The organism is Zafaria sp. Z1313, assembly GCF_050563205.1.
Lineage (GTDB): Bacteria > Actinomycetota > Actinomycetes > Actinomycetales > Micrococcaceae > JAZDCJ01.
This window is the reverse complement of sequence record NZ_JBNWUK010000001.1, coordinates 604,716-628,426: the sequence shown is the minus strand read 5'-3', so window position 1 is coordinate 628,426 and position 23,711 is coordinate 604,716. Positions and strand designations below refer to the sequence as shown.

General features: G+C 71.9%; 22 protein-coding genes. 15 read left to right on the top strand and 7 right to left on the bottom strand.

Translation table 11 applies throughout. The annotated features are described in order from the left end of the window. Window positions 1-14: 14 nt before the first annotated feature. Window positions 15-1,028: a DNA polymerase III subunit delta gene (holA, locus tag ACQ3I4_RS02895; protein ID WP_430632748.1), complete on the top strand. Its 1,014-nt coding sequence runs from the start codon at window positions 15-17 to the stop codon at window positions 1,026-1,028. Between the two features lie 167 nt (window positions 1,029-1,195). On the opposite strand, the gene rpsT is transcribed toward holA, so the two are convergent. Further along, window positions 1,196-1,456: a 30S ribosomal protein S20 gene (gene rpsT / locus ACQ3I4_RS02890; protein ID WP_329861397.1), complete on the bottom strand. Its 261-nt coding sequence runs from the start codon at window positions 1,454-1,456 to the stop codon at window positions 1,196-1,198. Window positions 1,457-1,644: 188 nt separating this feature from the next. Next, entirely contained in the window at window positions 1,645-2,283 is a 639-nt protein-coding gene (locus ACQ3I4_RS02885) for a type II toxin-antitoxin system PemK/MazF family toxin (protein WP_430632747.1), read from the bottom strand. A gap of 121 nt (window positions 2,284-2,404) precedes the next feature. Here ACQ3I4_RS02885 and lepA point away from each other — a divergent pair, with 121 nt between their 5' ends. Both lepA and hemW read left to right on the top strand, forming a co-directional pair. Beyond that, window positions 2,405-4,258 carry a translation elongation factor 4 gene (gene lepA, locus ACQ3I4_RS02880; protein ID WP_329861399.1) on the top strand — a complete coding sequence of 618 codons (1,854 nt, stop codon included), beginning with the start codon at window positions 2,405-2,407 and terminating at the stop codon, window positions 4,256-4,258. A 5-nt stretch (window positions 4,259-4,263) separates the two neighbouring features. Then, on the top strand, window positions 4,264-5,493 hold the full coding sequence (gene hemW / locus ACQ3I4_RS02875; RefSeq protein ID WP_430632746.1) for a radical SAM family heme chaperone HemW: 1,230 nt from the start codon (window positions 4,264-4,266) through the stop codon (window positions 5,491-5,493). A 17-nt stretch (window positions 5,494-5,510) separates the two neighbouring features. Here hemW and ACQ3I4_RS02870 read toward each other — a convergent pair whose 3' ends face one another. Beyond that, window positions 5,511-5,927 (bottom strand): DUF4870 domain-containing protein, encoded by a 417-nt coding sequence (locus tag ACQ3I4_RS02870; RefSeq protein ID WP_329861401.1) that lies wholly within the window; start codon window positions 5,925-5,927, stop codon window positions 5,511-5,513. A 116-nt stretch (window positions 5,928-6,043) separates the two neighbouring features. Continuing rightward, entirely contained in the window at window positions 6,044-6,895 is an 852-nt protein-coding gene (locus ACQ3I4_RS02865) for a DUF3097 family protein (protein WP_329861422.1), read from the bottom strand. Window positions 6,896-7,113: 218 nt separating this feature from the next. Here ACQ3I4_RS02865 and hrcA point away from each other — a divergent pair, with 218 nt between their 5' ends. From hrcA to ACQ3I4_RS02850, 3 genes are read left to right on the top strand one after another with little or no spacing between them, the layout of a single operon-like run. Beyond that, the gene (gene hrcA / locus ACQ3I4_RS02860; RefSeq protein ID WP_430632745.1) at window positions 7,114-8,127 is read left to right on the top strand and encodes a heat-inducible transcriptional repressor HrcA; all 1,014 of its coding nucleotides are present in this window, start codon (window positions 7,114-7,116) and stop codon (window positions 8,125-8,127) included. A 51-nt stretch (window positions 8,128-8,178) separates the two neighbouring features. Continuing rightward, the gene (gene dnaJ, locus ACQ3I4_RS02855) at window positions 8,179-9,297 is read left to right on the top strand and encodes a molecular chaperone DnaJ (protein WP_329861403.1); all 1,119 of its coding nucleotides are present in this window, start codon (window positions 8,179-8,181) and stop codon (window positions 9,295-9,297) included. Further along, window positions 9,297-10,094: a 16S rRNA (uracil(1498)-N(3))-methyltransferase gene (locus tag ACQ3I4_RS02850; RefSeq protein ID WP_430632744.1), complete on the top strand. Its 798-nt coding sequence runs from the start codon at window positions 9,297-9,299 to the stop codon at window positions 10,092-10,094. Before dnaJ ends, ACQ3I4_RS02850 begins: the two co-directional genes overlap by 1 nt. Before the next feature lie 60 nt (window positions 10,095-10,154). On the opposite strand, the gene ACQ3I4_RS02845 is transcribed toward ACQ3I4_RS02850, so the two are convergent. Beyond that, window positions 10,155-11,096, bottom strand: coding sequence for a GerMN domain-containing protein (locus ACQ3I4_RS02845; RefSeq protein WP_329861406.1), 942 nt, complete (start codon window positions 11,094-11,096; stop codon window positions 10,155-10,157). 265 nt (window positions 11,097-11,361) lie between these two features. Here ACQ3I4_RS02845 and ACQ3I4_RS02840 point away from each other — a divergent pair, with 265 nt between their 5' ends. The 7 genes from ACQ3I4_RS02840 to ACQ3I4_RS02810 all read left to right on the top strand — a co-directional run bounded on the left by ACQ3I4_RS02840 (window position 11,362) and on the right by ACQ3I4_RS02810 (window position 18,922). Then, on the top strand, window positions 11,362-12,477 hold the full coding sequence (locus ACQ3I4_RS02840) for a PhoH family protein (RefSeq protein WP_329861407.1): 1,116 nt from the start codon (window positions 11,362-11,364) through the stop codon (window positions 12,475-12,477). A 3-nt stretch (window positions 12,478-12,480) separates the two neighbouring features. Further along, window positions 12,481-12,954 (top strand): rRNA maturation RNase YbeY, encoded by a 474-nt coding sequence (gene ybeY / locus ACQ3I4_RS02835; protein ID WP_329861408.1) that lies wholly within the window; start codon window positions 12,481-12,483, stop codon window positions 12,952-12,954. Continuing rightward, a complete protein-coding gene (locus tag ACQ3I4_RS02830) occupies window positions 12,951-14,279 on the top strand; it encodes a hemolysin family protein (protein WP_329861409.1) in 1,329 nt (442 codons plus the stop codon). Before ybeY ends, ACQ3I4_RS02830 begins: the two co-directional genes overlap by 4 nt. A gap of 5 nt (window positions 14,280-14,284) precedes the next feature. After that, window positions 14,285-15,256, top strand: coding sequence for a GTPase Era (gene era / locus ACQ3I4_RS02825; protein ID WP_329861411.1), 972 nt, complete (start codon window positions 14,285-14,287; stop codon window positions 15,254-15,256). Window positions 15,257-15,472: 216 nt separating this feature from the next. Continuing rightward, entirely contained in the window at window positions 15,473-17,215 is a 1,743-nt protein-coding gene (leuA, locus tag ACQ3I4_RS02820; RefSeq protein ID WP_430632743.1) for a 2-isopropylmalate synthase, read from the top strand. Window positions 17,216-17,324: 109 nt separating this feature from the next. Then, a complete protein-coding gene (gene recO / locus ACQ3I4_RS02815) occupies window positions 17,325-18,077 on the top strand; it encodes a DNA repair protein RecO (protein ID WP_329861413.1) in 753 nt (250 codons plus the stop codon). Then, window positions 18,077-18,922 carry an isoprenyl transferase gene (locus ACQ3I4_RS02810; protein WP_430632797.1) on the top strand — a complete coding sequence of 282 codons (846 nt, stop codon included), beginning with the start codon at window positions 18,077-18,079 and terminating at the stop codon, window positions 18,920-18,922. Before recO ends, ACQ3I4_RS02810 begins: the two co-directional genes overlap by 1 nt. Here the strand turns inward: ACQ3I4_RS02810 and ACQ3I4_RS02805 are convergent. After that, window positions 18,862-20,208: an alpha/beta hydrolase gene (locus ACQ3I4_RS02805; protein ID WP_430632742.1), complete on the bottom strand. Its 1,347-nt coding sequence runs from the start codon at window positions 20,206-20,208 to the stop codon at window positions 18,862-18,864. The two genes, ACQ3I4_RS02810 and ACQ3I4_RS02805, sit on opposite strands and share 61 nt — an antisense overlap. A gap of 78 nt (window positions 20,209-20,286) precedes the next feature. Here ACQ3I4_RS02805 and ACQ3I4_RS02800 point away from each other — a divergent pair, with 78 nt between their 5' ends. Then, complete coding sequence (locus ACQ3I4_RS02800) at window positions 20,287-21,357, top strand: quinone-dependent dihydroorotate dehydrogenase (protein ID WP_329861418.1); 1,071 nt, start codon at window positions 20,287-20,289, stop codon at window positions 21,355-21,357. A gap of 224 nt (window positions 21,358-21,581) precedes the next feature. On the opposite strand, the gene ACQ3I4_RS02795 is transcribed toward ACQ3I4_RS02800, so the two are convergent. Next, window positions 21,582-22,169: a DUF3043 domain-containing protein gene (locus ACQ3I4_RS02795; protein ID WP_329861423.1), complete on the bottom strand. Its 588-nt coding sequence runs from the start codon at window positions 22,167-22,169 to the stop codon at window positions 21,582-21,584. Between the two features lie 64 nt (window positions 22,170-22,233). On the opposite strand from ACQ3I4_RS02795, the gene ACQ3I4_RS02790 reads away from it, so the two are divergent. Beyond that, window positions 22,234-23,646 carry a dipeptidase gene (locus tag ACQ3I4_RS02790; protein WP_430632741.1) on the top strand — a complete coding sequence of 471 codons (1,413 nt, stop codon included), beginning with the start codon at window positions 22,234-22,236 and terminating at the stop codon, window positions 23,644-23,646. Window positions 23,647-23,711 lie beyond the last annotated feature (65 nt).

Genomic DNA, 23,711 nt, shown 5'->3' with positions numbered 1-23,711 from the left:
AAAGGCACACACGCATGGCAACGCAGAAGAGCAACGCACGCAAGCCGTCCGCCGGCTCCGGTTCCGCCTGGCGATCGGCGGCCCCGGCGCCCGTGGTCCTGCTGCTGGGGCCCGAGGAGTACATCGCGGGCCGCGCCTTCGACGCGATCCGCTCACGCCTCCTCGCCGACGAGCCCGCCACCGAGACGACGCGGTTCGATGCCTCGGGGTACGAACGCGGGCAGCTGCTCCTGGCCGCGAGCCCGTCCCTCTTCGGCGAGTCCAAGGCCGTTGAGGTCCGGGCCCTCGCCGCGATGAGCGACGACTTCCTCCAGGACGCGCTCGAGTACCTGAAGCAGCCCGCCGATGACGTCACCCTCGTCATGCACCACGCCGGTGGCAACCGCGGCAAGAAGCTCCTCGACGCCCTCAAGGCAGCCCGCGTACCGATCGTGGAGTGCCAGCCGCTCAAGAAGGACGCCGAGAAGCTGGAGTTCGTCTCCACCGAGTTCTCCGCCGCGCGCCGGCGCATCCACCCTGAAGCCGCCCGCGCCCTCGTGGCTGCCGTGGGCTCCGACCTCGCCGAACTGGGCGCGGCCTGCTCCCAACTGGTCCAGGACACGGCGGGCGACGTGGACCAGGACACCGTGGACCGCTACTTCGGTGGCCGCGTGGAGGCCACCGGGTTCAAGGTCGCCGACGCGGCCCTGACCGGTCGCGGTGCGCTCGCCCTCGGCACGCTGCGCCATGCGCTGGCCACGGGCACCGATCCGGTACCGATCATCGCCGCTCTCGCCATGAAGCTGCGCCAGGTCGCGAAGGTCGCCGGGCAGCGCAAGCCGGTGGGACAGCTCGCCAAGGAACTCGGCATGGCTCCGTGGCAGGTGCAGCAGGCGCAGGAACAGGCCCAGTACTGGTCCCACGACGAACTCGTGTCCTGCCTCAGGCTCGTCGCCGAGGCCGATGCCCAGGTCAAGGGCGCCTCGCGCGACCCCGAGTACGCCGTGGAGCGGGCCGTCACGGGCATCGCCCTCGCCGCCCGCCGCTGATTCGCGCCGGTAGCGGACCCTGCCGCGCAGGTGGCCACCGCCAGCCCGGCCGCGCCGGGATGGATCCTCCGCAAGACCCGCGGCGACGCGGCAGCGGTGGCCGACGCAGCGAGGGCCGCCCCGGATTGATCCGGGGCGGCCCTCGCGGTGCTCAGACGGTGCGGCGCTTAGAGCGCGGCGACCTTCTTGGAGATGGCCGACTTGCGGTTGGCGGCCTGGTTCTTGTGGATGACGCCCTTGCTGACGGCCTTGTCCAGCTTGCGGTTGGCCGTGGCCAGCGCGGTGCTCGCGGCGTCCTTGTCGGCGGACTCCACCGCCGTGTTGACGCTGCGGATGAGCGTCTTCAGCTCGGACTTGATCGCGGCATTGCGGACGCGGGCCTTCTCGTTGGTGAGAATGCGCTTCTTCTGGGACTTGATGTTTGCCACTGAAATAAACTCTCTTGCTACGCGGAAATCGGTCGGTGAGGGTTCTCTCCGAAGCCATCGACTGAGCGGCGTGGGGATACCTATGGCGACTTCGAAGAAGTGCCCGTCGACCTGCGCGGACACACAGCAGTCAATGGTAGCAGGCTCCGTGCCGCGACGCGATTCACGCAGGGGGGCGGCGTGGCGCTTCAGGAACGCAGCCGGCGCGCCACGGCCTCGAAGCGGTCCCGGTCCAGAACGGCCCCCTCGCGGCGGATCCCCTCCGGAAGCAGCCGCACGATCCGGTCCAGCTTGACCTCGCTCGGGCGCCCCTGGGCGTCCCAGGCTCCGGCGCCGATGTCGACGTAGTCCTCGTCGCGTGAACGTGCGTTGTTGCGGTCCCTGCTGGTCAACATCACCGCCAGCAGGTAGCCGCCATCCCGGCCCACGAGGAGCACGGGACGGTCCTTGCCCTGCGCGGGGTCCTCCTCGTAGGGAATCCAGGCCCAGACGACCTCTCCGGGGTCCGGCCTCCCGTCCGGATGCGGATCGTAGGCCGGCACGAACCGCCCCGTGAAGTCTCCCGGATAGCCGCCAGCGGCCCATCCCGCCTCGCCGCTTCCGGCCGACTTCGACCCACCCCGCCCGCGCGGCGCCGCGGATCCCGCCCCGCGCGCGGGGGAAGGACGCGGCGGCACCGTGTTCCGTCCCGGGCTCCCGGGCACTGTGCCGACGCCTCCCCGGGAACGCGGCTCCGTCGTCGTATCCGTCCCGCTCCGGCGCGAACCCGCCAGGAGGCGTGCGGCCGTGTCGATCCACCTCATCACGGTACGTCCGTTGATCTGCATGGGCCCCAAGCTACCAGCCGCGGCCCGGGGCGCGTCCGGAGGGCGCCCCGGGCATGGGACAATGGGGTTTTGCGGTCCTCCCGGCCGCACCCCGAGTCCGTACCAGAGCGAGGTCACCCACGTGTCACCCATGGCCCGCACCGCACCGGTGCCCGCCGCCACCGATCCGGCGATCATCAGGAACTTCTGCATCATCGCGCACATCGACCACGGCAAGTCCACGCTGGCGGACCGCATGCTCCAGGCCACGGGCGTCGTGCAGCCCCGCGACATGAAGGCCCAGTACCTGGACCGCATGGACATCGAGCGCGAGCGCGGCATCACCATCAAGTCCCAGGCCGTGCGCATGCCGTGGGAGCTCGACGGGACCGCCTATGCCCTGAACATGATCGACACGCCCGGGCACGTCGACTTCACCTACGAGGTCTCGCGTTCGCTGGCCGCCTGCGAGGGCGCGATCCTGCTCGTCGACGCCGCCCAGGGCATCGAGGCCCAGACGCTCGCCAACCTGTACCTGGCGATGGAGAACAACCTCACCATCATCCCGGTCCTGAACAAGATCGACCTCCCCGCGGCCCAGCCGGAGAAGTACGCCGAGGAGCTCGCCAACCTCATCGGCGGAGATCCGGAGGACGTCCTGCGCGTCTCCGGCAAGACGGGCCAGGGCGTCGAGGCCCTGCTCGACCAGATCGTCCGCGATCTCCCCGCTCCCGTGGGCGACGCGGACGCCCCGGCACGGGCCATGATCTTCGACTCCGTCTACGACACCTACCGCGGAGTCGTCACCTACGTCCGCGTCGTCGACGGGCACTTGTCCCCGCGCGAGCGGATCCAGATGATGTCGACACGGGCGAGCCACGAGCTCCTGGAGATCGGCGTCAGCTCGCCCGAGCCCACTCCGAGCCAGGGCCTCGGCGTCGGCGAGGTCGGCTACCTCATCACGGGTGTGAAGGACGTGCGCCAGTCCAAGGTCGGCGACACGGTCACCAACTTCGCGAAGCCGGCCACGCGGTCGCTCGGCGGCTACGAGGACCCCAAGCCCATGGTGTTCTCGGGGCTGTACCCGATCGACGGCTCCGACTACCCGGCACTGCGCGACGCCCTCGACAAGCTCCAGCTCAACGATGCGGCGCTCATCTACGAGCCGGAGACCTCCGTGGCCCTCGGCTTCGGCTTCCGCGTCGGCTTTCTCGGCCTGCTGCACCTGGAGATCACCCGGGAGCGCCTCGAGGCGGAATTCGGCCTCGACCTGATCTCCACGGCCCCGAACGTGGTCTACGAGGTCATGACCGAGGACAAGAAGATGACCACGGTGACCAATCCGAGCGAGTTCCCCTCGGGCAAGATCCTCGAGGTGCACGAGCCCATGGTCGCCGCGACGGTCCTGGCGCCCAGCGAGTTCGTCGGCTCCATCATGGAGTTGTGCCAGTCGCGGCGCGGCATCATGCGCGGGATGGACTACCTCTCCGAGGACCGCGTCGAGCTGCGCTACCACTTGCCGCTCGCCGAGATCGTCTTCGACTTCTTCGACGTGCTCAAGTCCAAGACCCGCGGCTACGCGTCGCTGGACTGGAAGGCCGACGGCGAACAGGTCGCCGACCTCGTCAAGGTGGACATCCTGCTCCAGGGCGAGCAGGTGGACGCGTTCAGCGCGATCACCCACAAGGACAAGGCCTACTCCTACGGCGTGATGATGACGGGAAAGCTGCGCGAGCTGATCCCGCGCCAGCAGTTCGAGGTCCCGATCCAGGCCGCGATCGGCTCGCGGATCATCGCCCGCGAATCGATCCGCGCGATCCGGAAGGACGTCCTCGCCAAGTGCTACGGCGGCGACATCTCCCGCAAGCGCAAGCTGCTCGAGAAGCAGAAGGAAGGCAAGAAGCGGATGAAGATGGTGGGCCGCGTCGAGGTCCCGCAGGAGGCCTTCATCGCCGCGTTGTCCTCCGGAGAGTCCAAGGACAAGGGCAAGAAGTAGCCGCGATGCCCTCGGCCCTTCCCCTCGGCGATCCCGCGCCGGCCGACGGACTGCTGCCGGCCGGCGCCGCCGATGGCGCCGCCGGCCGCCCGTTCTCCGTCTACGTCCACATCCCCTTCTGCACGGTCCGCTGCGGCTACTGCGACTTCAACACCTACACGGCCCAGGAGCTGGGGCACGGCTCGAGCCGCGAAAGCTATGCCGACGCCGTCGCGCGCGAACTGCGGTTCGGCGCCGGGGCCCTGCTCGCCTCGGGCGTCCCCGCCCGCCCGGCCGGGACGGTCTTCTTCGGCGGGGGCACCCCGACCCTGCTTCCCTCCGCCGACCTCGCCCGCGTCCTGGACACCGTCCGGTCCGCGTGGGGCCTGGCCGCCGGCGCCGAGGTCACGACCGAGGCCAACCCTGATTCGGTGACGCCGGACTCGCTCGCCGAGCTGGCCCGGGCGGGGTTCACACGGGTCTCCTTCGGCATGCAGTCCGCCGTCCCCCACGTGCTGCGCACCCTGGACCGGACGCACCGGCCCGAGCGCGTCGGCCAGGCGGTGGGCTGGGCGCGGGACGCCGGCCTCGACGTCAGCGTCGACCTGATCTACGGCACGCCGGGGGAGTCCCTCGCCGATTGGCGCGCCTCCCTCGAGGCCGCGCTGTCCTACGATCCCGACCACGTCTCCGCCTACGCGCTCATCATCGAGGAGGGCACCAAGCTGGCCGCCCGGATCCGGCGCGGCGAGGTCCCCGACATCGACGACGACGACCACGCGGACAAGTACCTGATGGCCGACGAACTGCTCGGCGCCGCGGGCTACGAGTGGTACGAGGTGAGCAACTGGAGCCGCGGCGAGTCCAGCCGCTGCCGCCACAACCTGGCGTATTGGCAAGGGGCGGACTGGTGGGGCGCGGGCCCGGGCGCGCACTCGCACGTGGGCGGACTGCGCTGGTGGAACGTCAAGCACCCCGCCGCCTACCAGCAGCGCATCGACGCGGGCGTCTCGCCGGCGGCGGGCCGGGAGAGCCCGGACGACGACGCCCGGTATCTCGAACGCACGATGCTGCTGACCCGCATCCGCGAGGGCTTCGGGATCGCCGGGCTGCGGGACGAGGGCCGCCGCGCGGTCGCCGGACTGATCGCGGACGGGCTCGTCGACGGCACCGCGGCCGTGCGGGGGCGCGTGGTGCCGACGCTGCAGGGCCGCTTGATGGCCGACGCCGTGGTGCGCCGGCTGCTCGACTTCTAGGCGCGGACGGCCCCGCCCTACTTGATGAGCCGCAGGTTGAAGGCGTAGCGGTAGGGGCGGCCGCGGTTGACCTCGATGCCCGCCACGACGCCGCTGACGGTGAGGAAGACCCAGATCGCGACGGCGACGACGGCGAAGAACCCGCCGACGACGGGCAGCAGGGTCAGCAGGTTCGCCAGGATCGCCGCGACCGTGGGCGGGAAGGTGAAGTTCAGCGCTTCCTTCGATTCCTGGGCGGCGAAGGGCCCGCGGTTGCGGTAGACGAAGTAGATGACGGCCGAGGGAATGCAGCCGAGGATGGCCCCGAAGTGCGCGATCGTGGCCCACTGGCGGTCCTCGGACGGCGTCAGCGGCAGGGGGGCCGGAGAGGACCCCTCGTAGCGGCGGCCGTCGCCGGATCCGTTGCGCGCCGTTTCGTCGAACCCTCGGGCCACTCGGTCATCCTCCGTTGATCGTGCCTGCCGCCGGGCAGGCTCCTGCGCTGGACAGTCTACCGCCGCGGGACGGACGATCCGCGCCGCGGCGCGCGGCCACGCCGCACGGGGTCCCCTCAGCTGCCGTCAGCCGTCAGGAAGTCGATGACCTCCTCGACGCGGCCCAGGAGGCTCGCCTCGAGGTCGGCGTAGCTCGTCACGCCTCCGAGCAGCCGGCGCCAGCCCTGGGCGACATCCGCCTGCGTGGCGTGCGGCCAGCCGAGCCCGCGCAGGATGCCGGTCTTCCAATCGGTCCCGCGCGGCACCACGGGCCAGGCGTCGATCCCCAGCACCGAGGGCCGGATGGCCTGCCAGACGTCGACGTAGGGGTGGCCGACGATCAGTACGTTGCCGCGCGCCCCGGGAACCGCCATGGCCTCGCGGGCGATCCGCTCCTCCTTGGATCCGGGGACGAGGTGGTCCACGAGGATGCCGAGCCGGCGGCCCGGACCGGGGGAGAAGCCGTGGACGGCGGCGGCCAGGTCGTCGACGCCGTGGAGGGGTTCGACGACGATGCCCTCCACCCGCAGGTCGTGCCCCCAGACCTTCTCCACGAGTTCGGCGTCGTGCTTGCCCTCGACCCAGACCCGGCTTGCCCGGGCGGTGCGGGCCCGGAGGTTCTCGACCCGCACGGATCCGGACGCCGTACGCGCCGGAGCCGCCGGCGCGGCGGTGGCCCGGGGGGCGGTGAGCTCGATGGGCTCTCCCTCGAGGAGGAAGCCGAATCCGGTGGGAAAGGACCGGCGGCGGCCCTTGCGGTCCTCCAGGACGACGACGCGCATCCCGCCGGAGCGTTCGACGGCGACGACCTCCCCGACCCAGCCGGACTGGACGTCCTCCAGGACCTGGCCGACGGCCACGGGAACCTGCCGCAAGGGGGCCTTCTTGGCCCCGGAGAGCTCCTGGGCGCCCCAACCGTACTCGAACACCGCGTCCACCCAGCCCTTCCGGTCCCGTCCGGAGCCGCCGGGTCGGCGGTTCCGCGCCCGCGCCGGGCGCTGACCATGCTAACAACCGGTGAAAGGTATTAGACTTAGCACTTGAACGTGTCGAGTGCCAGACCGTCGGCGGGCGCCGGCCCGCTTCCGCCACCGGACACGCGCAGCCCGCGCACGGCACCTGCTACCTGAGACCACGGAAGGACGCGATGTCGGAACCCAGACGCCTCGAAGTCCTCCGGGCGATCGTCGAGGACTACGTGCACTCGCGTGAGCCCGTGGGCTCGAAGGCCCTCGTGGAGCGCCACAGCCTCGGGGTCTCCGCGGCGACGGTGCGCAACGACATGGCCGCGCTCGAGGACGAGGGGCTCATCGTCGCCCCGCATACCTCCTCCGGCCGCATCCCCACGGAACAGGGCTACCGCCGCTTCGTGGACCGGATCGAGGACGTCCGGCCGCTCTCGCCGGCCGAGCGCCGGGCCATCCAGGCGCTCGTCGCGGGGGCCGACGACATCGACGAGGTGCTCGACCGCACCGTGCGGCTCCTGGCCCAGCTCACGCATCAGGTGGCGGTGCTGCAGGTCCCCGGCTACAGCGACGCGACGGTCCGCCACATCGAGCTCGTCGGACTCGGCCACGGGCGCGTGCTCGTGGTCCTGATCGGCTCGAGCGGCAAGGTCGAGCAGCGCGTCGTGGGCGTCGCTCCCGATCCCACGGAGGAGGACCTCGCCGTCGTCAAGGGCGTGATCATGACCCAGGCCTCGGGGCTGTCCCTCGACGGGCTCGGCGTCCTGCCGGCCGCCGTCGAACCGCTCCTGCCCGAGCCGCTGCGCCCGGCGGGAGCCGTGATCGCGACGACGCTGGCGGCGCTGGGGGACTCCACCGTCGTGGACCGCATCCTCATGGCGGGTACCGCCAACCTGGCCCGGGCGACGGGCGACTTCCCGCTGACCATCACCCCCGTGCTCGAGGTCCTGGAGGAACAGGTCGTGCTCTTGCGGCTCTTCTCCGAGATGGAGCTCGACGCCCGCGGCATCGCGGTCCGAATCGGACGCGAGAACCGCTACGGCGGGCTCGAGGAGACCTCCGTCATCGCCACGGGCTACGGCCCCGGCGAATCCGCCAAGATGGGCGTCCTCGGCCCCACCCGCATGGACTACGGCAGCTCGATGGCGGCCGTTCGGGCCGTCGCCCGCTACCTCTCACGCATCCTCGCCGGCTGACCGGCGGATGCCCACCGCTCCACCCCCCTTGGAAAGGACACAGCGACCACTGTGAGCAACCACTACGACGTACTCGGCGTCGCGCAGGACGCCACGACCGAGGAAATCAAGAAGGCCTACCGCAAGCTGGCCCGCAAGCTCCACCCGGACGTGAACCCGGGCGAGGACGCGGCGGAGCAGTTCAAGCTGGTCACGCGGGCCTACGAGGTCCTCTCCGATCCCGAGAAGCGCCGCAACTACGATGCGACGGGCAACGAGAACGGCAACGCCCAGGGCTTCGGCCAGGGAGCGGGCTTCGGCTTCAACGACATCTTCGAGCAGTTCTTCGGCGGCGGCCAGCAGGCCGGTCCGGCCTCGCGCACGAGCCGCGGGCGCGACGCCCTGATCACCGCCACGATCGACCTCAAGGACGCCGTGCAGGGGATCGTCTACCCACTCGAGATGGAGACCGCCGTGACGTGCGGCGTCTGCAACGGCAGCTGCTGCCAACCGGGCACCTCGCCCGAGACCTGCACGATCTGCCATGGCCGAGGCCAGATCCAGCGGCCCGTACGCTCCTTCCTCGGACAGATGATGACCCTCGAGACGTGCAGCGCCTGCCGCGGCTACGGGACCACGCTGCCCTCGCCGTGCAACGAGTGCATGGGCCAGGGCCGCGTCCGCGAGCGCGTCAGCAAGCAGCTGAAGGTGCCCGCCGGCGTCGCAACGGGTACGCGCATCCACCTGGCAGCGCAGGGCGAGGCGGGCCCGGGCGGCGGGCCCGCGGGCGACCTCTACGTCGAGATCGAGGTGCGCCGCCACGCCGTGTTCGAACGCGAGGGCAACGACCTGCACGCGACGCTCACGATCCCGATGACCGCGGCCGCGCTCGGCACGGACGTCACCCTGGAGACCTTCGACGGACCGCAGGAGGTCCGGATCGAGCCGGGGACGCAGGCGACGGAGACGCTCCGCCTGGCCCAGCTCGGGGTGCCGCGCCTGCGCGGCTCGGGCCGCGGTGACCTCATCGTCCACGTCCAGGTCGAGACCCCGACCCGCCTCGACGCCGAGCAGCGCGAACTGCTCGAGCGGCTCGCGTCGCTGCGCGGCGAGGAGGTCGCCGAAGGGCGGCTCGCCGAACGCGGCGGCGTCTTCTCACGGCTGCGCGACAAGCTGGGCCACCGCGGCTGATGAGCAACCAGGCCTTCCTCGTCGACGCCGGCACGCTGGACGAATCGGCGCCCGGATCCCTCGTGGACCTCACCGGGGACGAGGGACGGCACGCCGTCGCCGTCAAGCGGGTGCGCGCCGGCGAGGAGATCGACCTCGTCGACGGCTCCGGCACCCGGGCCTCGTGCCGCGTCGTCTCCACGGGCCAGTCCGTGCTCACGGCCGAGGTCCTCGCCGTGGGGACGGAGGAGCCACCCGCCGTGCGCACCGTGCTCGTCCAGGCCCTGGCCAAGGGCGACCGCGACCTGCAGGCCGTCGAGTCGGCCGTGGAGATCGGCGTCGACGCCGTGATCCCGTGGCAGGCCGAGCGCTGCGTCGTGCGCTGGAGCGGCGAGAAGGCCGCCAAGGGCCGGGCGAAGTGGGCCGCGACGGTGCGCGCGGCCGTCAAGCAGTCGCGCCGGGCCTGGGCCCCAGGGGTCTCCGGCGCCGCCACGACGGCCCAGCTCGCCTCGCTCCTGGAGCAGGGCCCGGCGGACGACGGCGGGGCCGGACCCCGCGCCCGGCTCGCCATCGTGCTGCACGAGGAGGCGGACGCCCCGCTCGCCGAGCTCGTCTCGCACTGGGTCGCCGGAGCCCCCGCGGGGGCGAAGGAGGTCATGTTGTTCGTCGGCCCCGAGGGCGGCATCGGCGACCGCGAGGTCGAGCGGCTCGTGTCCGCGGGGGCCGTGACCGCCTCGCTCGGCCGCAACGTGCTGCGGGCCTCGACGGCCGGTCCGGTCGGGCTCGTGCTCGTGCGCCACCTCGTGGACGCCGGCTGACGGGCCCCATCGCGGGTCGGGCCGGGGACGGATTCCGCGGCCGGGAGCCGTCAAACGAGGTCAGTCGGAGACGACGACGTGCTTGGTGTCCTCGCTGAGGCGCTCGTCGCTGCCCGCGTTCTGGCCCCATACCGAGACCTCGTAGTTGCCCGGACGCAGGTCCACGGCGAGCTCGAACTGGTCGTCGGGCAGCTGTCCCGCCCCGAGCGTCAGGCGGCCTGTCGAGACCACGTCCGCGGCGCCGTCGTCCGCCATCCTCCGCACTTCCCAGCGGGCACCGCCCGAGAACTCGGCGGACAGGCCCGTGATGACGACCCGGCCGGCAGTGCGCGCCGCGTCCTGTTGCGGGTCGATGATCCAGATCGGCGCCCGGAGGGAGGCGTCGCGCTCGAGCGGGCCGGAGAGCGGGACGTGCCCGAACGCCTCGTAGCCGGAGTGCCCGTCGACGACCACGACGACGCGGGGGGCGATGCTTCCGCTGAGTAGACCGGCATTGGCCGCGGCGGCCGTCGCGGTGTAGACGAGCTGCTGCACGGCGCGCTCGGCGAGCCCGGCGTCGAGCGGGCGGCGGAACGCGTCCGCCGAGAGGTCGACCGTGATCACGTTGTCCGCGTTGATGGACGTGCCGATCCGGGTCGCGGGGCTCCACAGGTTGAAGTAGTCCGGATCGCCCGGCTGCTGCTCGAGCATGTGCTTGAGGCTCGTCGTGATCGGGTCTCCCTGGTCCTCGGCCTGGATGTACTCGCGGTAGAGGTACACCGTCGAGTCCCGTTCGCCGAGCCAGTAGACGGGGGCGAGCCGGTGGCTCGCCAGCTTCTCCAGCGGGCTGCCCGATCCCGCCGAGGGAACGGCCGCGGAGGCGGCACTCGACGGGGCCGGCGGCATCGTCGAGGCGGCCCCCGACGACGTCCCGGAACACGCGGAGACCGCGCCCAGTCCGGCGACCAGCACGAGCACGGCCAGGCGTGACCTGGTGCGGCTGCTGCGGCTGGCATGGACCACGTCCGACCGTCCTTTCCGGGATCGAGGCTGGAGGATGCGCACGGGGCGCTCATCAAGCTTGGCACAGGCGGGACCACCCGCGTCCCCCGGAAGGGGGGATCCGGGCCCAAGTGTTGCAGGACCGATACTCCGCCGGATGGATGAAGCAGGGCCGCCGCGATGGCGCCAGCCCTCCGTTCCAGTAGGATGGAGGCGCGCCGCAAACGGCCGGGAAGGGCCCGGCCCGGATCCGTCGGCGCGGCACGAGGGAGGCCCCGCCGCACCCATGACCCAGGACCCCGATCGCACCACCGGCCCCGACGTGGAGGACTCCACGGGGGGCAGCATCGTCCGCTTCGGCTCCACCGAGGAAATGGTCGCGTCCCTCGGGGCCCACGACGAGGTCCTGCGGATCGTCCAGGGCGTCTACCCGGGCGCCGCGCTGCACGTGCGCGGCAACGAGCTCACCGTCTCCGGGGACCCGCAGCAGGCGGCCAAGGCGCGCCGCGTCATCGACGAGGCCCGGGGGCTCGCCTCGCGCGGCACCCGCGTCTCGGCCCATCTCGTGGAACAGCTCGTGCGGATGGTCGACGGCCGCACCGTCCCTGCCTCCGGGGCGGGGGAGGTCTTCGGGCTCAACATCCTCTCGGGCCGCGGGCGCAGCATCCGGCCCAAGACCGTGAACCAGAAGGCCTACGTCGACGCGATCGACGAGAACACCGTGATCTTCGGCATCGGCCCCGCCGGCACGGGCAAGACATTCCTCGCGATGGCGAAGGCCGTCCAGGCGCTCCAGGCCAAGGAGGTCAGCCGGATCATCCTGACCCGGCCGGCCGTCGAGGCGGGGGAGAAGCTCGGCTTCCTCCCGGGCACGCTCACGGACAAGATCGACCCGTATCTGCGCCCGCTCTACGACGCCCTGCACGACATGATCGACCCCGAGTCGATCCCGCGCCTCATGGCGGCCGGCACCATCGAGGTCGCCCCGCTGGCCTACATGCGCGGCCGGACGCTCAACGACGCCTTCATCATCCTCGACGAGGCCCAGAACACCACGCCCGAGCAGATGAAGATGTTCCTGACCCGGCTCGGCTTCGGCTCGAAGGTCGTCGTGACGGGCGACATCACGCAGGTGGACCTGCCCGGCGGGACGCGCTCGGGCCTGCGCGTGGTCACCGAGATCCTGCGCGGGGTCGAGGACATCGCCTTCTGCACGCTCGACGCGCAGGACGTCGTGCGGCACCGCCTCGTCTCGGACATCGTGACCGCCTACGAGACGTGGAGCGCGCAGGAGGAGGCCGTCGCCGAACGGCTCCTCGAAAGCAGGGGGCCGCGCCCACGCCGCGCGCCGGCCCGTGCGCGGCGCCCCGAGACCACCCGCCCCCACCACAGCGAGGACTAGTCCGTGTCCGTCGAAGTCAACAACGAGTCCGCGATCCCGGCGGACCTCGAGGCCATCAGCGCGCTCGGACGCCACGTCCTGGACGCGCTCTACGTGCATCCCGAGGCCGAGGTCTCGATCATCCTGCTGGACGAGGAGCCCATGGAGCGGCTGCATCTGGACTGGATGGACCTTCCCGGCCCCACCGACGTGATGTCCTTCCCGATGGACGAGCTGCGGCCCGGCGCCCCCGGAAGCCCCTCGCCCGCCGGCATGCTCGGCGACATCGTGATCTGCCCCCAGGTCGCGCGGGAGCAGGCGGCCCGCGGCGGGCACTCCTTCGACGACGAGGTGCTGCTGCTCGCGACGCACGGGCTCCTGCACCTGCTCGGCTTCGACCACCACGAGCCGGAGGAGAAGGAGGAGATGTTCGGCCTTCAGCGCGAGCTGCTCACCGCCTTCCTGGGCCGTGAGGCACCGCGGGAGACCACCGGATGATCACCGCCGTCCTGACGGCCCTCGCGGTCGCGTTCGTCACGTGCGCCGCCCTGCTCACCGCCGCGGAGTCCGCCTACCTCTTCCTGCCCCGGCAGGAGGCGGAGCAGATGCTCGCCGAGCGGCCCCGCAAGCGGCTGCGGCAGATCCTGGCCGAGCCGGCCCCCCACACCCACGCCGTCCGCTTCTGGCGCATCTGGTTCGAGACCGCCTCGGCCGTCGCGATCGCGATCCTCTACCACGACCTCCTCGACAACGTCTGGCTCGCCGGCCTCCTCGCCACGGTGACGATGGCCGCCGTCGGATTCGTCCTCGTCGGCGTCTCCCCGCGCCGCCTGGGCCGCGTCCATGCCTCCTCCGTCGTCTCCTTCACGGCCCCCCTGGTCCGTTTCCTGCGCGTGATCCTGGGGCCCGTCCCCGGGTGGCTCGTCCGCGTCGGCACGGCCATCTCGCCCGGGGCCTCCGGAGGCGAGGAGGCGTTCTTCACGGAAGAACAGTTCCGCGACATGGTGGACCGGGCCAACGAGGCCGACATGATCGAGGACGTCGAGGCGGACCTCATCCACTCGGTCTTCGAGCTCGGAGACACGCGCGTGCGTTCCGTCATGGTGCCCCGCACGGACATGGTCACCGTCGAGGCGGGAACCCTCCTGCCCCAGGCGATGAGCCTGTTCCTGCGCTCCGGCTGCTCGCGGATCCCCGTCATCAAGGAGAACGCCGACCAGATCGTCGGGATCGTCTACCTCAAGGACGTCGCGGCACGGCTGCACGCCAATCCGGAGGAGCAGCGGACCGTCGAGGCCGTCTGCCGCGACGTCCGCTACGTCCCGGAATCGAAGGCCGTCGCCGAGCTGCTGCAGGAATTGCAGCGCGAATCGACGCACGTCGCGATCGTCATCGACGAGTACGGCGGCACCGCCGGGCTCGTGACCCTGGAGGACCTCATCGAGGAGATCGTCGGGGAGATCGACGACGAGTACGATGCCGGGCGCGTCGAGACCGAGGAGGCGGGGGACGGCATCTACCGCATCAGCGCGCGCATGTCGATCGCCGACCTGGGGGAGCTGTTCGACCGCAGCATCGAGGAGGAGGAGGTCGACACGGTCGGCGGCCTGCTCGCCAAGACGCTCGGGCGCGTGCCGATCGTCGGCTCGGAGGTCTCCGCCGACGGGATCCGCCTCCATGCCGAACGGCTCGAGGGACGGCGGAACCGGATCGGCACGATCCTGGCCTGGATCGACGCCTCGGAGGCCCCGGAGGGCCCCGACCACGCAGACGAAGGCTCGAGGGGCCGCAAGGACCCCGAGGCCGAAGAGACGAAGGACTAGACGCCATGCCCCAGACCCCAGACCTCCCCGCGCCGATCGTGCCGGGCAGCTGGCCCGACGACTTCCGCGCGGGCTTCACCTCCTTCGTCGGCCGGCCCAACGCCGGCAAGTCGACCCTCACCAACGCGCTCGTCGGGCAGAAGGTCGCGATCACCTCGGCCAAGCCGCAGACCACGCGCCACACGATCCGCGGGATCGTCCACCGGGACGACGCCCAGCTCGTGCTCGTCGACACCCCCGGGCTGCACCGGCCGCGCACGCTGCTCGGGCAGCGCCTGAACGACCTCGTCGCCGAGACGCTCTCCGAGGTCGACGTCATCGGCTTCTGCCTCCCGGCCAACGAGAAGATCGGCCCGGGGGACCGCTTCATCGCGGCCCAGCTCGCCCGGCTCGGGCGCAAGCCCGTCGTGGCCCTCGTGACCAAGGCCGACCTCGTGGACCGGGCAGCCCTCGCCGAACAACTGCTCGCCGTGACCGCCCTGGGAACCGAGACGCTCGGCACCGGGGGATGGACCGCCGTCGTCCCCGTGTCCGCCCAGGACGGCTACCAGGTCCAGGAGGTCGCCGACGTCCTGGCGGGGCTCATGCCGCTGTCCCCGCCGCTGTACCCGGACGGCGAGCTGACCGACGAACCGGAAGCCAAGATGGTCTCGGAGCTCGTCCGCGAGGCGGCCCTCGAAGGAGTCCGCGACGAGCTGCCGCACTCGCTGGCCGTCGTCGTCGAGGAGATGATTCCCCGCGAAGGCCGCCCCGAGGACAACCCGCTGCTGGACATCCACGTCAACCTCTTCGTCGAGCGCCCCTCGCAGAAGGCCATCATCATCGGCAAGGGCGGCGCGCGGCTGCGCGAGGTCGGCACGCGCGCCCGGAAGGGGATCGAGGCCCTTCTCGGCACGCGCGTCTACCTGGACCTGCACGTCAAGGTCGCCAAGGAGTGGCAGCGGGATCCCAAGCAGCTCGGGCGGCTCGGCTTCTAGGCCTCCGGGGCGGGGCGCCCGCCGCAACATAGCGGAGCCGCTTAATCGGCCTGCCCGGCGGGTGCTATGGTGACAGGCATGCGTGCGGAGATGCTCCTTCTAAACCGCCGCGGCGAGGCAACACGGGACCAGCGGTCCTGAGGCCGACCCCTCGCTGCGGAGTTCCGTCCTGCCGGCCGTCATTTTCAACCACCACTGAAAAGGCCAGACACCACCATGCAGAACACGCAGAAGCCCTCGGGCATGCCGATCCACAAGTACGTCCCCTTCCAGGACCAGATCACCGTCTCGCTGCCTGACCGCACATGGCCGGACCGGGTCATCACGCAGGCGCCGCGCTGGTGCGCCGTGGACCTGCGGGACGGCAACCAGGCCCTCATCGATCCGATGAGCCCGGAGCGCAAGCACAAGATGTTCGACCTCCTGGTCGGCATGGGCTTCAAGGAGATCGAGGTCGGCTTCCCCTCCGCGTCGCAGACGGACTTCGACTTCGTCCGCCAGCTCATCGAGCAGGACAGGATCCCCGAAGACGTCACCATCCAGGTCCTGACGCAGTCCCGCGAGCACCTGATCGAGCGGACCTATGAGTCCCTCGTCGGCGCGAAGCAGGCGATCGTGCACCTCTACAACTCCACGTCCGTCCTGCAGCGCGACGTCGTGTTCAAGCAGGACCAGGACGGCATCGTCGACATCGCCACGACGGGCGCCCGGCTCTGCAAGAAGTACGAGGAGCAGCTGACCGGCACGCGCATCACCTACGAGTACTCCCCGGAGTCCTTCACGGGCACCGAGCTCGCGTTCGCCAAGCGGATCAGCGAGGCGGTGGCCGAGATCCTCGAGGCGAGCCCCGGGAACAAGATGATCCTGAACCTGCCGGCGACGGTGGAGATGGCGACCCCGAACGTCTACGCGGACTCCATCGAGTGGATGCACCGCAACCTGGCCAACCGCGACTCGATCATCCTCTCGCTGCACCCGCATAACGACCGCGGCACGGGCGTGGCCGCCGCCGAGCTGGGCTACATGGCCGGCGCCGACCGCATCGAGGGCTGCCTCTTCGGCAACGGAGAGCGCACCGGCAACGTCGACCTCGTGACCCTGGGCATGAACCTGTTCGGCCAGGGCATCGACCCGATGCTCGACTTCTCCGACATGGACGAGATCCGGCGCACCGCGGAGTACTGCAACCAGCTCTCCGTGCCGGAGCGCTCCCCGTACGGCGGCGACCTGGTGTTCACCGCGTTCTCCGGCTCGCATCAGGACGCGATCAAGAAGGGCTTCGAGTCCATGGACGCCCGCGCCCAGGCCGAGGGCAAGTCCGTCGACGAGCTCGTCTGGGCCGTACCGTACCTGCCGATCGATCCCCGCGACATCGGCCGCAGCTACGAGGCCGTGATCCGCGTGAACTCGCAGTCCGGCAAGGGCGGCGTGGCCTACCTGCTCAAGCACGACCACCATCTGGACCTGCCGCGGCGCGCCCAGATCGAGTTCTCCGGCGTCATCCAGCGCAAGACCGACGGCGAGGGCGGCGAGATCAGCGCCTCCGAGATCTGGAACGTGTTCCAGGACGAGTACCTGCCGTGCCGCGACGTGGACGGCACCGAGCGCTGGGGGCGCTACGAGCTCGGCGCGGTGGACACGAAGACCTCGGCGACGGGTGGCTTCGAGCTCACGGCGACCCTCTACATCGACGGCGTGGCGCGCGAGCGCACGGCCGGCGGCAACGGGCCGATCAACGCCCTGCTCAACCTCCTGGCCGAGGACGGCGTCGACGCCCGGGTCCTGGACTACACCGAGCACGCGTTGAGCGAGGGCGGCGCGGCGAAGGCCGCCGCCTACGTCGAGTGCGCCGTCGGGGACCGGGTCCTGTGGGGCGTCGGGATCGACACCAACACCACGATGTCCTCGCTCAAGGCCGTCATCTCGGCCGTGAACCGGGCGGTCCGCGACGCCGGCTGAGTCCCGGGACGGCACAACAGGACGGACGACGGCGGCGCGCACCCGGGAGGGGGCGCGCCGCCGTCGCGTGGAGGCCGGCGGGGCGGACGCCCTTTGAGACAATGGAGGCGTGTCCCGCTCCAGCTTCGCCTCCAGGTCCTACCGGACGCGGGCGCTCGTGCTGCGCACCTACAAGCTGGGGGAGGCAGACCGCATCGTCGTCCTGCTTTCCCCGGACCACGGGCAGATCCGGGCCGTGGCCAAGGGCGTGCGCCGGACCAGCTCGAAGCTCGGAGCCACGCTCGAGCCCTTTATGCTCGTGGACGCCCAGATCGTCCACGGCCGCTCCCTGGACATCGTCACCCAGGCCCAGCTCAGCGGCCCCTACGGCCAGGCCCTGGCCGCCGACTACGCGCGCTACACGGCCGCGCACGCGATGGTCGAGACGGCCGAGCGGCTCACCGACGCCGACGGCGACTCCGCCGGGCCGCAGTTCCGCCTGCTGCACGGCGCCCTCGCCGCCCTGGCCCGGGGAGCCGGCGATCCGGCGCTCCTGCTGGACTCCTACCTCCTCCGGGCCCTGGCCACGGCGGGCTGGGCCCCGAGCTTCACCTCGTGCGCTCGCTGCGGGGCCCCCGGGCCGCACACCGCGGTCAACATCCCGCTCGGCGGAGCGGTCTGCGCGGACTGCCGGCCCGCCGGTTCCGGCTCCCCGGCGCCGGAGTCCCTGCGCCTGCTCGCCGACCTCCTCGCGGGGGACTGGGCGGGCGTCGCGCAGGCCCCGCCGCCGGCCCGCAAGGAGGCCGCGGGGATTGTGGCAGGATACCTGCAGTGGCATTTGGAACGGGTCGTGAAGTCCCTCAAGCACGTGGAAAGAGCGTGATCCCCGTCAGGAAAGCAGCACGCGGCCGGAAGGCCGCCACCCAGGCACCCGTGGCACCGGAGCCGCACCCGAGCGGGGCCGTGCCCCCGCGCCTGCCGGCCGGACTCGTGCCGCGCCACGTCGCGATCGTCATGGACGGCAACGGGCGCTGGGCCAACCAGCGGGGACTGCCCCGGACGGAGGGGCACCGCGCCGGCGAGGCCGCGCTCCTGGACGTCGTCGCCGGGGCGGTCGAGATCGGCATCGAGTACGTCTCGGTGTACGCCTTCTCAACCGAGAACTGGAAGCGCAGCCCGGACGAGGTCCGCTTCCTCATGGGCTTCTCCCGGGACGTGCTGCGCCGCCAACGGGACGTCCTGGACAGCTGGGGCGTGCGCATCCGCTGGGCGGGTCGCCGGCCGCGCCTCTGGCGCAGCGTCGTCAACGAACTGCTCGAGGCCGAGCGGCTGACCGATGCCAATTCCGTCTGCCAGCTGACGATGTGCGTGAACTACGGCGGACGCGCGGAGATCGCCGATGCCGTCGCCGCGATGGCCCGGGACGTCAAGGCCGGGCGGCTCAAGCCCTCCGGGATCTCGGAGAAGACCATCGCCCGCTACCTGGACGAGCCGGAGCTTCCCGACGTGGACCTCTTCCTGCGCACCTCCGGGGAACAGCGCACATCCAACTTCCTGCTGTGGCAGTCCGCCTATGCCGAGATGGTCTTCATGGACGTGCTGTGGCCCGACGTGGACCGGCGGACGCTGTGGCGTGCCGTCGAGGACTACGCGCGGCGGGACCGCCGCTACGGCGCCGCCGTCGACGCGCCGCTCGAGCCGCGGCCGGACTCCGCGACGGGCGTCTGACGGGGAGCGGCGGAGGCGGAGCGCAGGTATCCGTCGGCCCAGCGTCCGACGGCGGCGTAGGCCTCGGCGCGCGGCCCCGCCGAGGAGGTGAAGACGTCGTGCATCGCGTGGCGCACCGCCACGACGGAGACCTCGCGTCCCAGCTTCAGCGCCCGCTGGCGGACGGTATCGACCTCGATCACGGTGTCGGTCAAGAGCATCTCGGCGTCGAACTGCGTGCCGAGATGGGTACGGTCGCTCGTGAGCACCAGGACGGGGCAGCCGACGTCGAGGCCGCGGGCGACGCGGGCGTGCCCGGCCAGCACGGCCGAGATCCAGCCCGCCGTGACCGGGAAGGCGAGACGGGGCCGCCACAGGGGGTGCAGCTCCCATTCGCCGTGCGCCTCGCCACTCAGCGATTGCCAGTAGTGGTCGGTCTCGGGCAGCTTCAGCCGGGCCCGCGGCCGCAAGCGGGCCACCGGGTCCACGATCCCGGCCGCCGCGTAGCGGACCAGCCAGCTGCCCTGCATCTCGAGCCACGGCGAGTTCAGGACGAGGGCGTCGACCGTGCCGGGGTGCCGGTCGGCCCAGAGGGAGGCGATGAGCCCGCCCGTCGAGTGGGCGCACACGACGAACCGCCCGACTCGGCCCACGTCCGCCCGGATCGCCGTGAGCGCGGCGGCCAGGTCGTCGTCGTACTCCGCCAGGTCCGTGACGAACCCGGGCGTCTGCCACGGGCGCAGGCTCCGGCCGAAGCGGCGCAGGTCCAGCGCGTAGAAGCGCGCCCCGCGTGCGGCCCAGAAGCGCGCCAGCCCGGTGTTGTAGAAGTAGTCGGTCCAGCCGTGCAGGGCCAGGACGACCGTCGGGCCGCTCCCGGAGTCGGTGGCGGGCCGCCCGCTCGGGCCGTCCGCCGCGGCGTCGCGCGATCCCCCCGGCGCGGCGCGCCCCGAGCCCCGCGTGCCGGGCCGCCGCGCGGCCGTCGCGAGCATGCGGTCCAGTCCGGCGCGGACGTCCAGGGCAAGGGGGGCCCACCACGGCGGCCGCGCGTCCCCGTCCCGGTGGCCGGCCGGCGCGGCGTCCTCCGGGCGGTAGCGGACGAGCGTCGAGACCACGGGCCCCTCCTCGTCGGCCCCCTGGGGAAGGGTCGTGTGCGAGAAGCCGGGCCCGAGGACGTCGGGAACCCACTGCCCGGGGGCGGTGTCCTCGAGCAGCGCGAGGGCATCCCGTGCCGGCCCAGTGGGAACACGTCCGGTCCCGCCGGGGCGCGGATCCCGGTCGTCGGGGGTACCCGTGCTGCTTCTGTCCATGACCCGAGCATATCCACCGAGCGACCCGCGCGCGCCCGGAGTTGGCAGCCGTGGCGGGGGCAGGTCAGACTGGAGGCCATGCGCTTCTACCCCCTCTTCTTCCGCGTGGTGTTCTCCGGCATGGATCCCGAGAAGGCCCACCACATCGGCTTCCGGATGATCCGCCTCGCCGAACGCGCGGGCGCCTCGGCCGTCCTGCGCCGCGTGACCCGGCCCCACCCGTCGCTGCGCCGACAGGTCCTGGGCCTGCAGTTCCCCTCGCCGTTCGGCCTCGCCGCCGGTTTCGACAAGGAGGGGCACGGCATCGCCGCCCTCGCGGACCTGGGGTTCGGCCACGTCGAGGTCGGCACCATCACAGGCCAGGCACAGCCGGGCAACGAGCGCCCGCGGCTCTTCCGGCTCGTCCAGGACCGCGCCGTCATCAACCGCATGGGCTTCAACAACGACGGCGCCGCGGCCGTCGCGCCGCGCGCCGCCCGGGCGCGGGACACGCTCGAAGGACGCTTCGGGACGGTCCGCCCCGTCCTCGGTATCAACATCGGCAAGACCAAGGCCGTCGACCTCGGGGACGCGGTGGGGGACTACCTCGTGAGCACGCGGCTGCTCGCCCCGCAGGCGGACTACCTCGTGGTCAACGTCAGCTCGCCCAACACGCCCGGGCTGCGCCTGCTCCAGGACATCGAGGCTCTGCGCCCGCTCCTGAGCGCGGTCGGCGCCGAGGCGGATGCCGCCGCGGGGCGCCATGTTCCGCTGCTGGTGAAGATCGCCCCCGACCTCGCCGACCAGGACATCGACGACGTCGCGGCGCTCGTGCGCGAGCTCGGCCTCGACGGCGTCATCGCGACCAACACGACCATCGGCCGCGACGGCCTGCGCACCGACCCCGGAAAGGTCGAGGAGATGGGCGCCGGCGGGCTCAGCGGCGCTCCGCTCAAGGCACGCTCCCTGGAGGTGCTGCGGCGCCTGCGCTCGCAGCTGGACCACGGCACGGCGATCGTCTCCGTCGGCGGCGTGGAGACCGGACAGGACGTCCAGCAGCGCCTCGACGCCGGAGCCGACCTGGTCCAGGGCTACACGGCCTTCCTCTACGAGGGGCCGTTCTGGGCCTGGCGGATCAACCGGCACCTCAAGCGGGTCCGGACGCGCTGAGGGGTGCCCGCGACGCCGACCCCCGGCTCCTGCCAAGCTGCGGCGGGCGGGGCGCCCTCCCCGCGCCGGCGCGCGGTGCCGCGGCGACGAGTTGCGGCGGGCGGCGGGGGCCCGGACGCGGACGACGGCGGGGCGGCACCTTTCCAGGTGCCGCCCCGCCGTCGTCTGCCGTCACGTGCCCGGCCCGGGCCGTCCGGGCGCTGCGTGCCGGAGTGAACCGGAGATTACTCGCGCGGGCCCGCGCCGCGCGCGACCTGCGGCTTCGGCAGCCGCAGCTTGCGGAACTGGAGCCCGCGCATCGCCGCATACCAGAGCACGCCGCGCTCGGTGTCGCCGAACTTGGCGGCCAGGCGGGACTTGAGCTGCCGGGTCATGATCACCGCGTCGATGATGGTGATGCCGAGGACCACCCAGAGGCCGATCGTGACATAGGCCTGCACCGTCAGGTTCGGCACGGAGATCGCGACGATCAGGAAGCCGAAGATGATGAACATCAGGAACTCGCCGACCATCCAGCGCGAGTCCACGAAGTCGCGGGCATAGCGCTTCTGCGGGCCCTTGTCGCGCGGCATCATGTAGCGGTCGTCGCCCGTCTCGTTGGCGAGGCGGAGGCGTTCCTGCGCCTCGATCCGCTGCTGCCGGGCACGCTCCTTCGCGATCTTGCGGTCGGTCGGAACGAGGGGCCGCTTGTTCTGCGCCTCCTGCCGGCTCCGCTTAGGCGTCGGCGCGCCCTTGCCCACTACGGGCTCCGTCGGGGTCTCTGTGGCGGCCGGCGTCGTAGCGGCGTCCGCGTCCTTCTTGCGTCCAAACACCCGCCAAGTCTAGCCGCTGGGCGGCGCACGGCCGAACCCGGCGGGCTCTCGGTAGGGTGGTGCCATGACCCCACACGACACCACCCCCGCACCGGGCAGCGGCGCCGTCGACGTCGCGGCCGTGACCCGGACCGTGCTCGACGGCTTCGATCGGACCCTCGCAGAGCTCAAGGAGCTCGTCTCGATCCCCGGCATCGCCTGGGAGGCCTTCGACCCCGCCGAGCTCGGGCGCAGCGCCGAGGCCGTCGCCGCGCTCGTGCGCGCCGCCGGCGTCGACGACGTCCGCACCCTCACCGCCCCGGCCCCGGACGGCACTCCCGGCAGCCCCGCCGTCGTCGCCCGCCGCCCCGCCGCCGCAGGCAAGCCGACCATCCTGCTCTACGCCCACCACGACGTGCAGCCCCCGGGAGACCCGGCGCTGTGGGACACGCCGCCCTTCACCGCCACCGAACGCGACGGCCGCCTCTACGGCCGCGGCGCGGCGGACGACAAGGCCGGCATCATGGTCCACATCGCGGCCCTGCGCGCCGTGCTCGCGGCCGTCGAGGACTTCGGCGTCGGCGTGACGTTCTTCTTCGAGGGCGAGGAGGAGGCCGGATCGCCCAGCTTCAGGCCCTTCCTCGAGCAGTACCAGGAGCTCCTGGCCGCCGACGTCATCGTCGTGGCGGACTCGAGCAACTGGGCCGTCGGCCGCCCGGCCCTGACCACGAGCCTGCGCGGCATGGTCGGGGGAGTGTTCGAGGTGCGCGTGCTCGAGCACGCCGTCCACTCCGGCATGTTCGGCGGGCCCGTGCTCGACGCGCCGACGCTCGCGGCCCGGATCATCGCGAGCTTCCACGACGCCGAGGGCAACGTCGCCGTCGACGGCCTCCTCGCCCGCGAACGCGCCGAGGTCGAGTACGACGAGGCCGACTTCCGCCGCGACGCCTCCGTCCTGGACGGCGTCCGGCTCGCCGGCAGCGGCCCCCTCGCGGACCGCCTCTGGCACAAGCCCGCCCTCTCGGTGATCGGGATCGACGTCCCGTCCGTGGCGGTCTCCTCCAACACGCTCCTGCCCACGGCCCGCGTCAAGGTCAGCGTCCGGCTCGCGCCGGGCCAGGATCCGCAAGCGGCCGCCGAGGCCCTCGAGGCCCACGTGAAGTCCCAGGACGTGTTCGGTGCCCGGGTCGATTTCACCGCCGTCGAGCTCGGCAACGCCTTCTCCACCGACACCTCGGCGCCCGCCGCGCAGGCGAGCCTCTGGTCCCTCGAACAGGCCTGGGGCGTGCCCGCCGTGGAGACGGGGATCGGAGGCTCCATCCCGTTCATCGCCGACCTCACCGAGCTCTACCCGGAGGCGCAGATCCTGGTCACGGGCGTCGAGGACCCCGATTCCCGGGCGCACAGCGCCAACGAGTCGCTTCATCTCGACGACTTCCGCCGTGCCGTCGTCGCCGAGGCGCTCCTGCTCGCCCGCCTGGACGCGCAGGGGCTGTAACGCCGGAAGGCATCGCCGCCCCGGCAGACGTACCATAGAGGGGAAGAGGACCGCGTGAAGCCGCC

Coding starts and splice junctions, on each gene's coding strand:
- ACQ3I4_RS02790 (WP_430632741.1), top strand. CDS start 22,234: ATGACCCCACACGACACCACCCCCGCACCGGGCAGCGGCGCCGTCGAC.
- hemW (WP_430632746.1), top strand. CDS start 4,264: ATGCCCTCGGCCCTTCCCCTCGGCGATCCCGCGCCGGCCGACGGACTG.
- era (WP_329861411.1), top strand. CDS start 14,285: ATGCCCCAGACCCCAGACCTCCCCGCGCCGATCGTGCCGGGCAGCTGG.
- ACQ3I4_RS02800 (WP_329861418.1), top strand. CDS start 20,287: ATGCGCTTCTACCCCCTCTTCTTCCGCGTGGTGTTCTCCGGCATGGAT.
- ACQ3I4_RS02830 (WP_329861409.1), top strand. CDS start 12,951: ATGATCACCGCCGTCCTGACGGCCCTCGCGGTCGCGTTCGTCACGTGC.
- ACQ3I4_RS02840 (WP_329861407.1), top strand. CDS start 11,362: ATGACCCAGGACCCCGATCGCACCACCGGCCCCGACGTGGAGGACTCC.
- holA (WP_430632748.1), top strand. CDS start 15: ATGGCAACGCAGAAGAGCAACGCACGCAAGCCGTCCGCCGGCTCCGGT.
- ACQ3I4_RS02805 (WP_430632742.1), bottom strand. CDS start 20,208: ATGGACAGAAGCAGCACGGGTACCCCCGACGACCGGGATCCGCGCCCC.
- ACQ3I4_RS02850 (WP_430632744.1), top strand. CDS start 9,297: ATGAGCAACCAGGCCTTCCTCGTCGACGCCGGCACGCTGGACGAATCG.
- ACQ3I4_RS02885 (WP_430632747.1), bottom strand. CDS start 2,283: ATGCAGATCAACGGACGTACCGTGATGAGGTGGATCGACACGGCCGCA.
- hrcA (WP_430632745.1), top strand. CDS start 7,114: ATGTCGGAACCCAGACGCCTCGAAGTCCTCCGGGCGATCGTCGAGGAC.
- leuA (WP_430632743.1), top strand. CDS start 15,473: ATGCAGAACACGCAGAAGCCCTCGGGCATGCCGATCCACAAGTACGTC.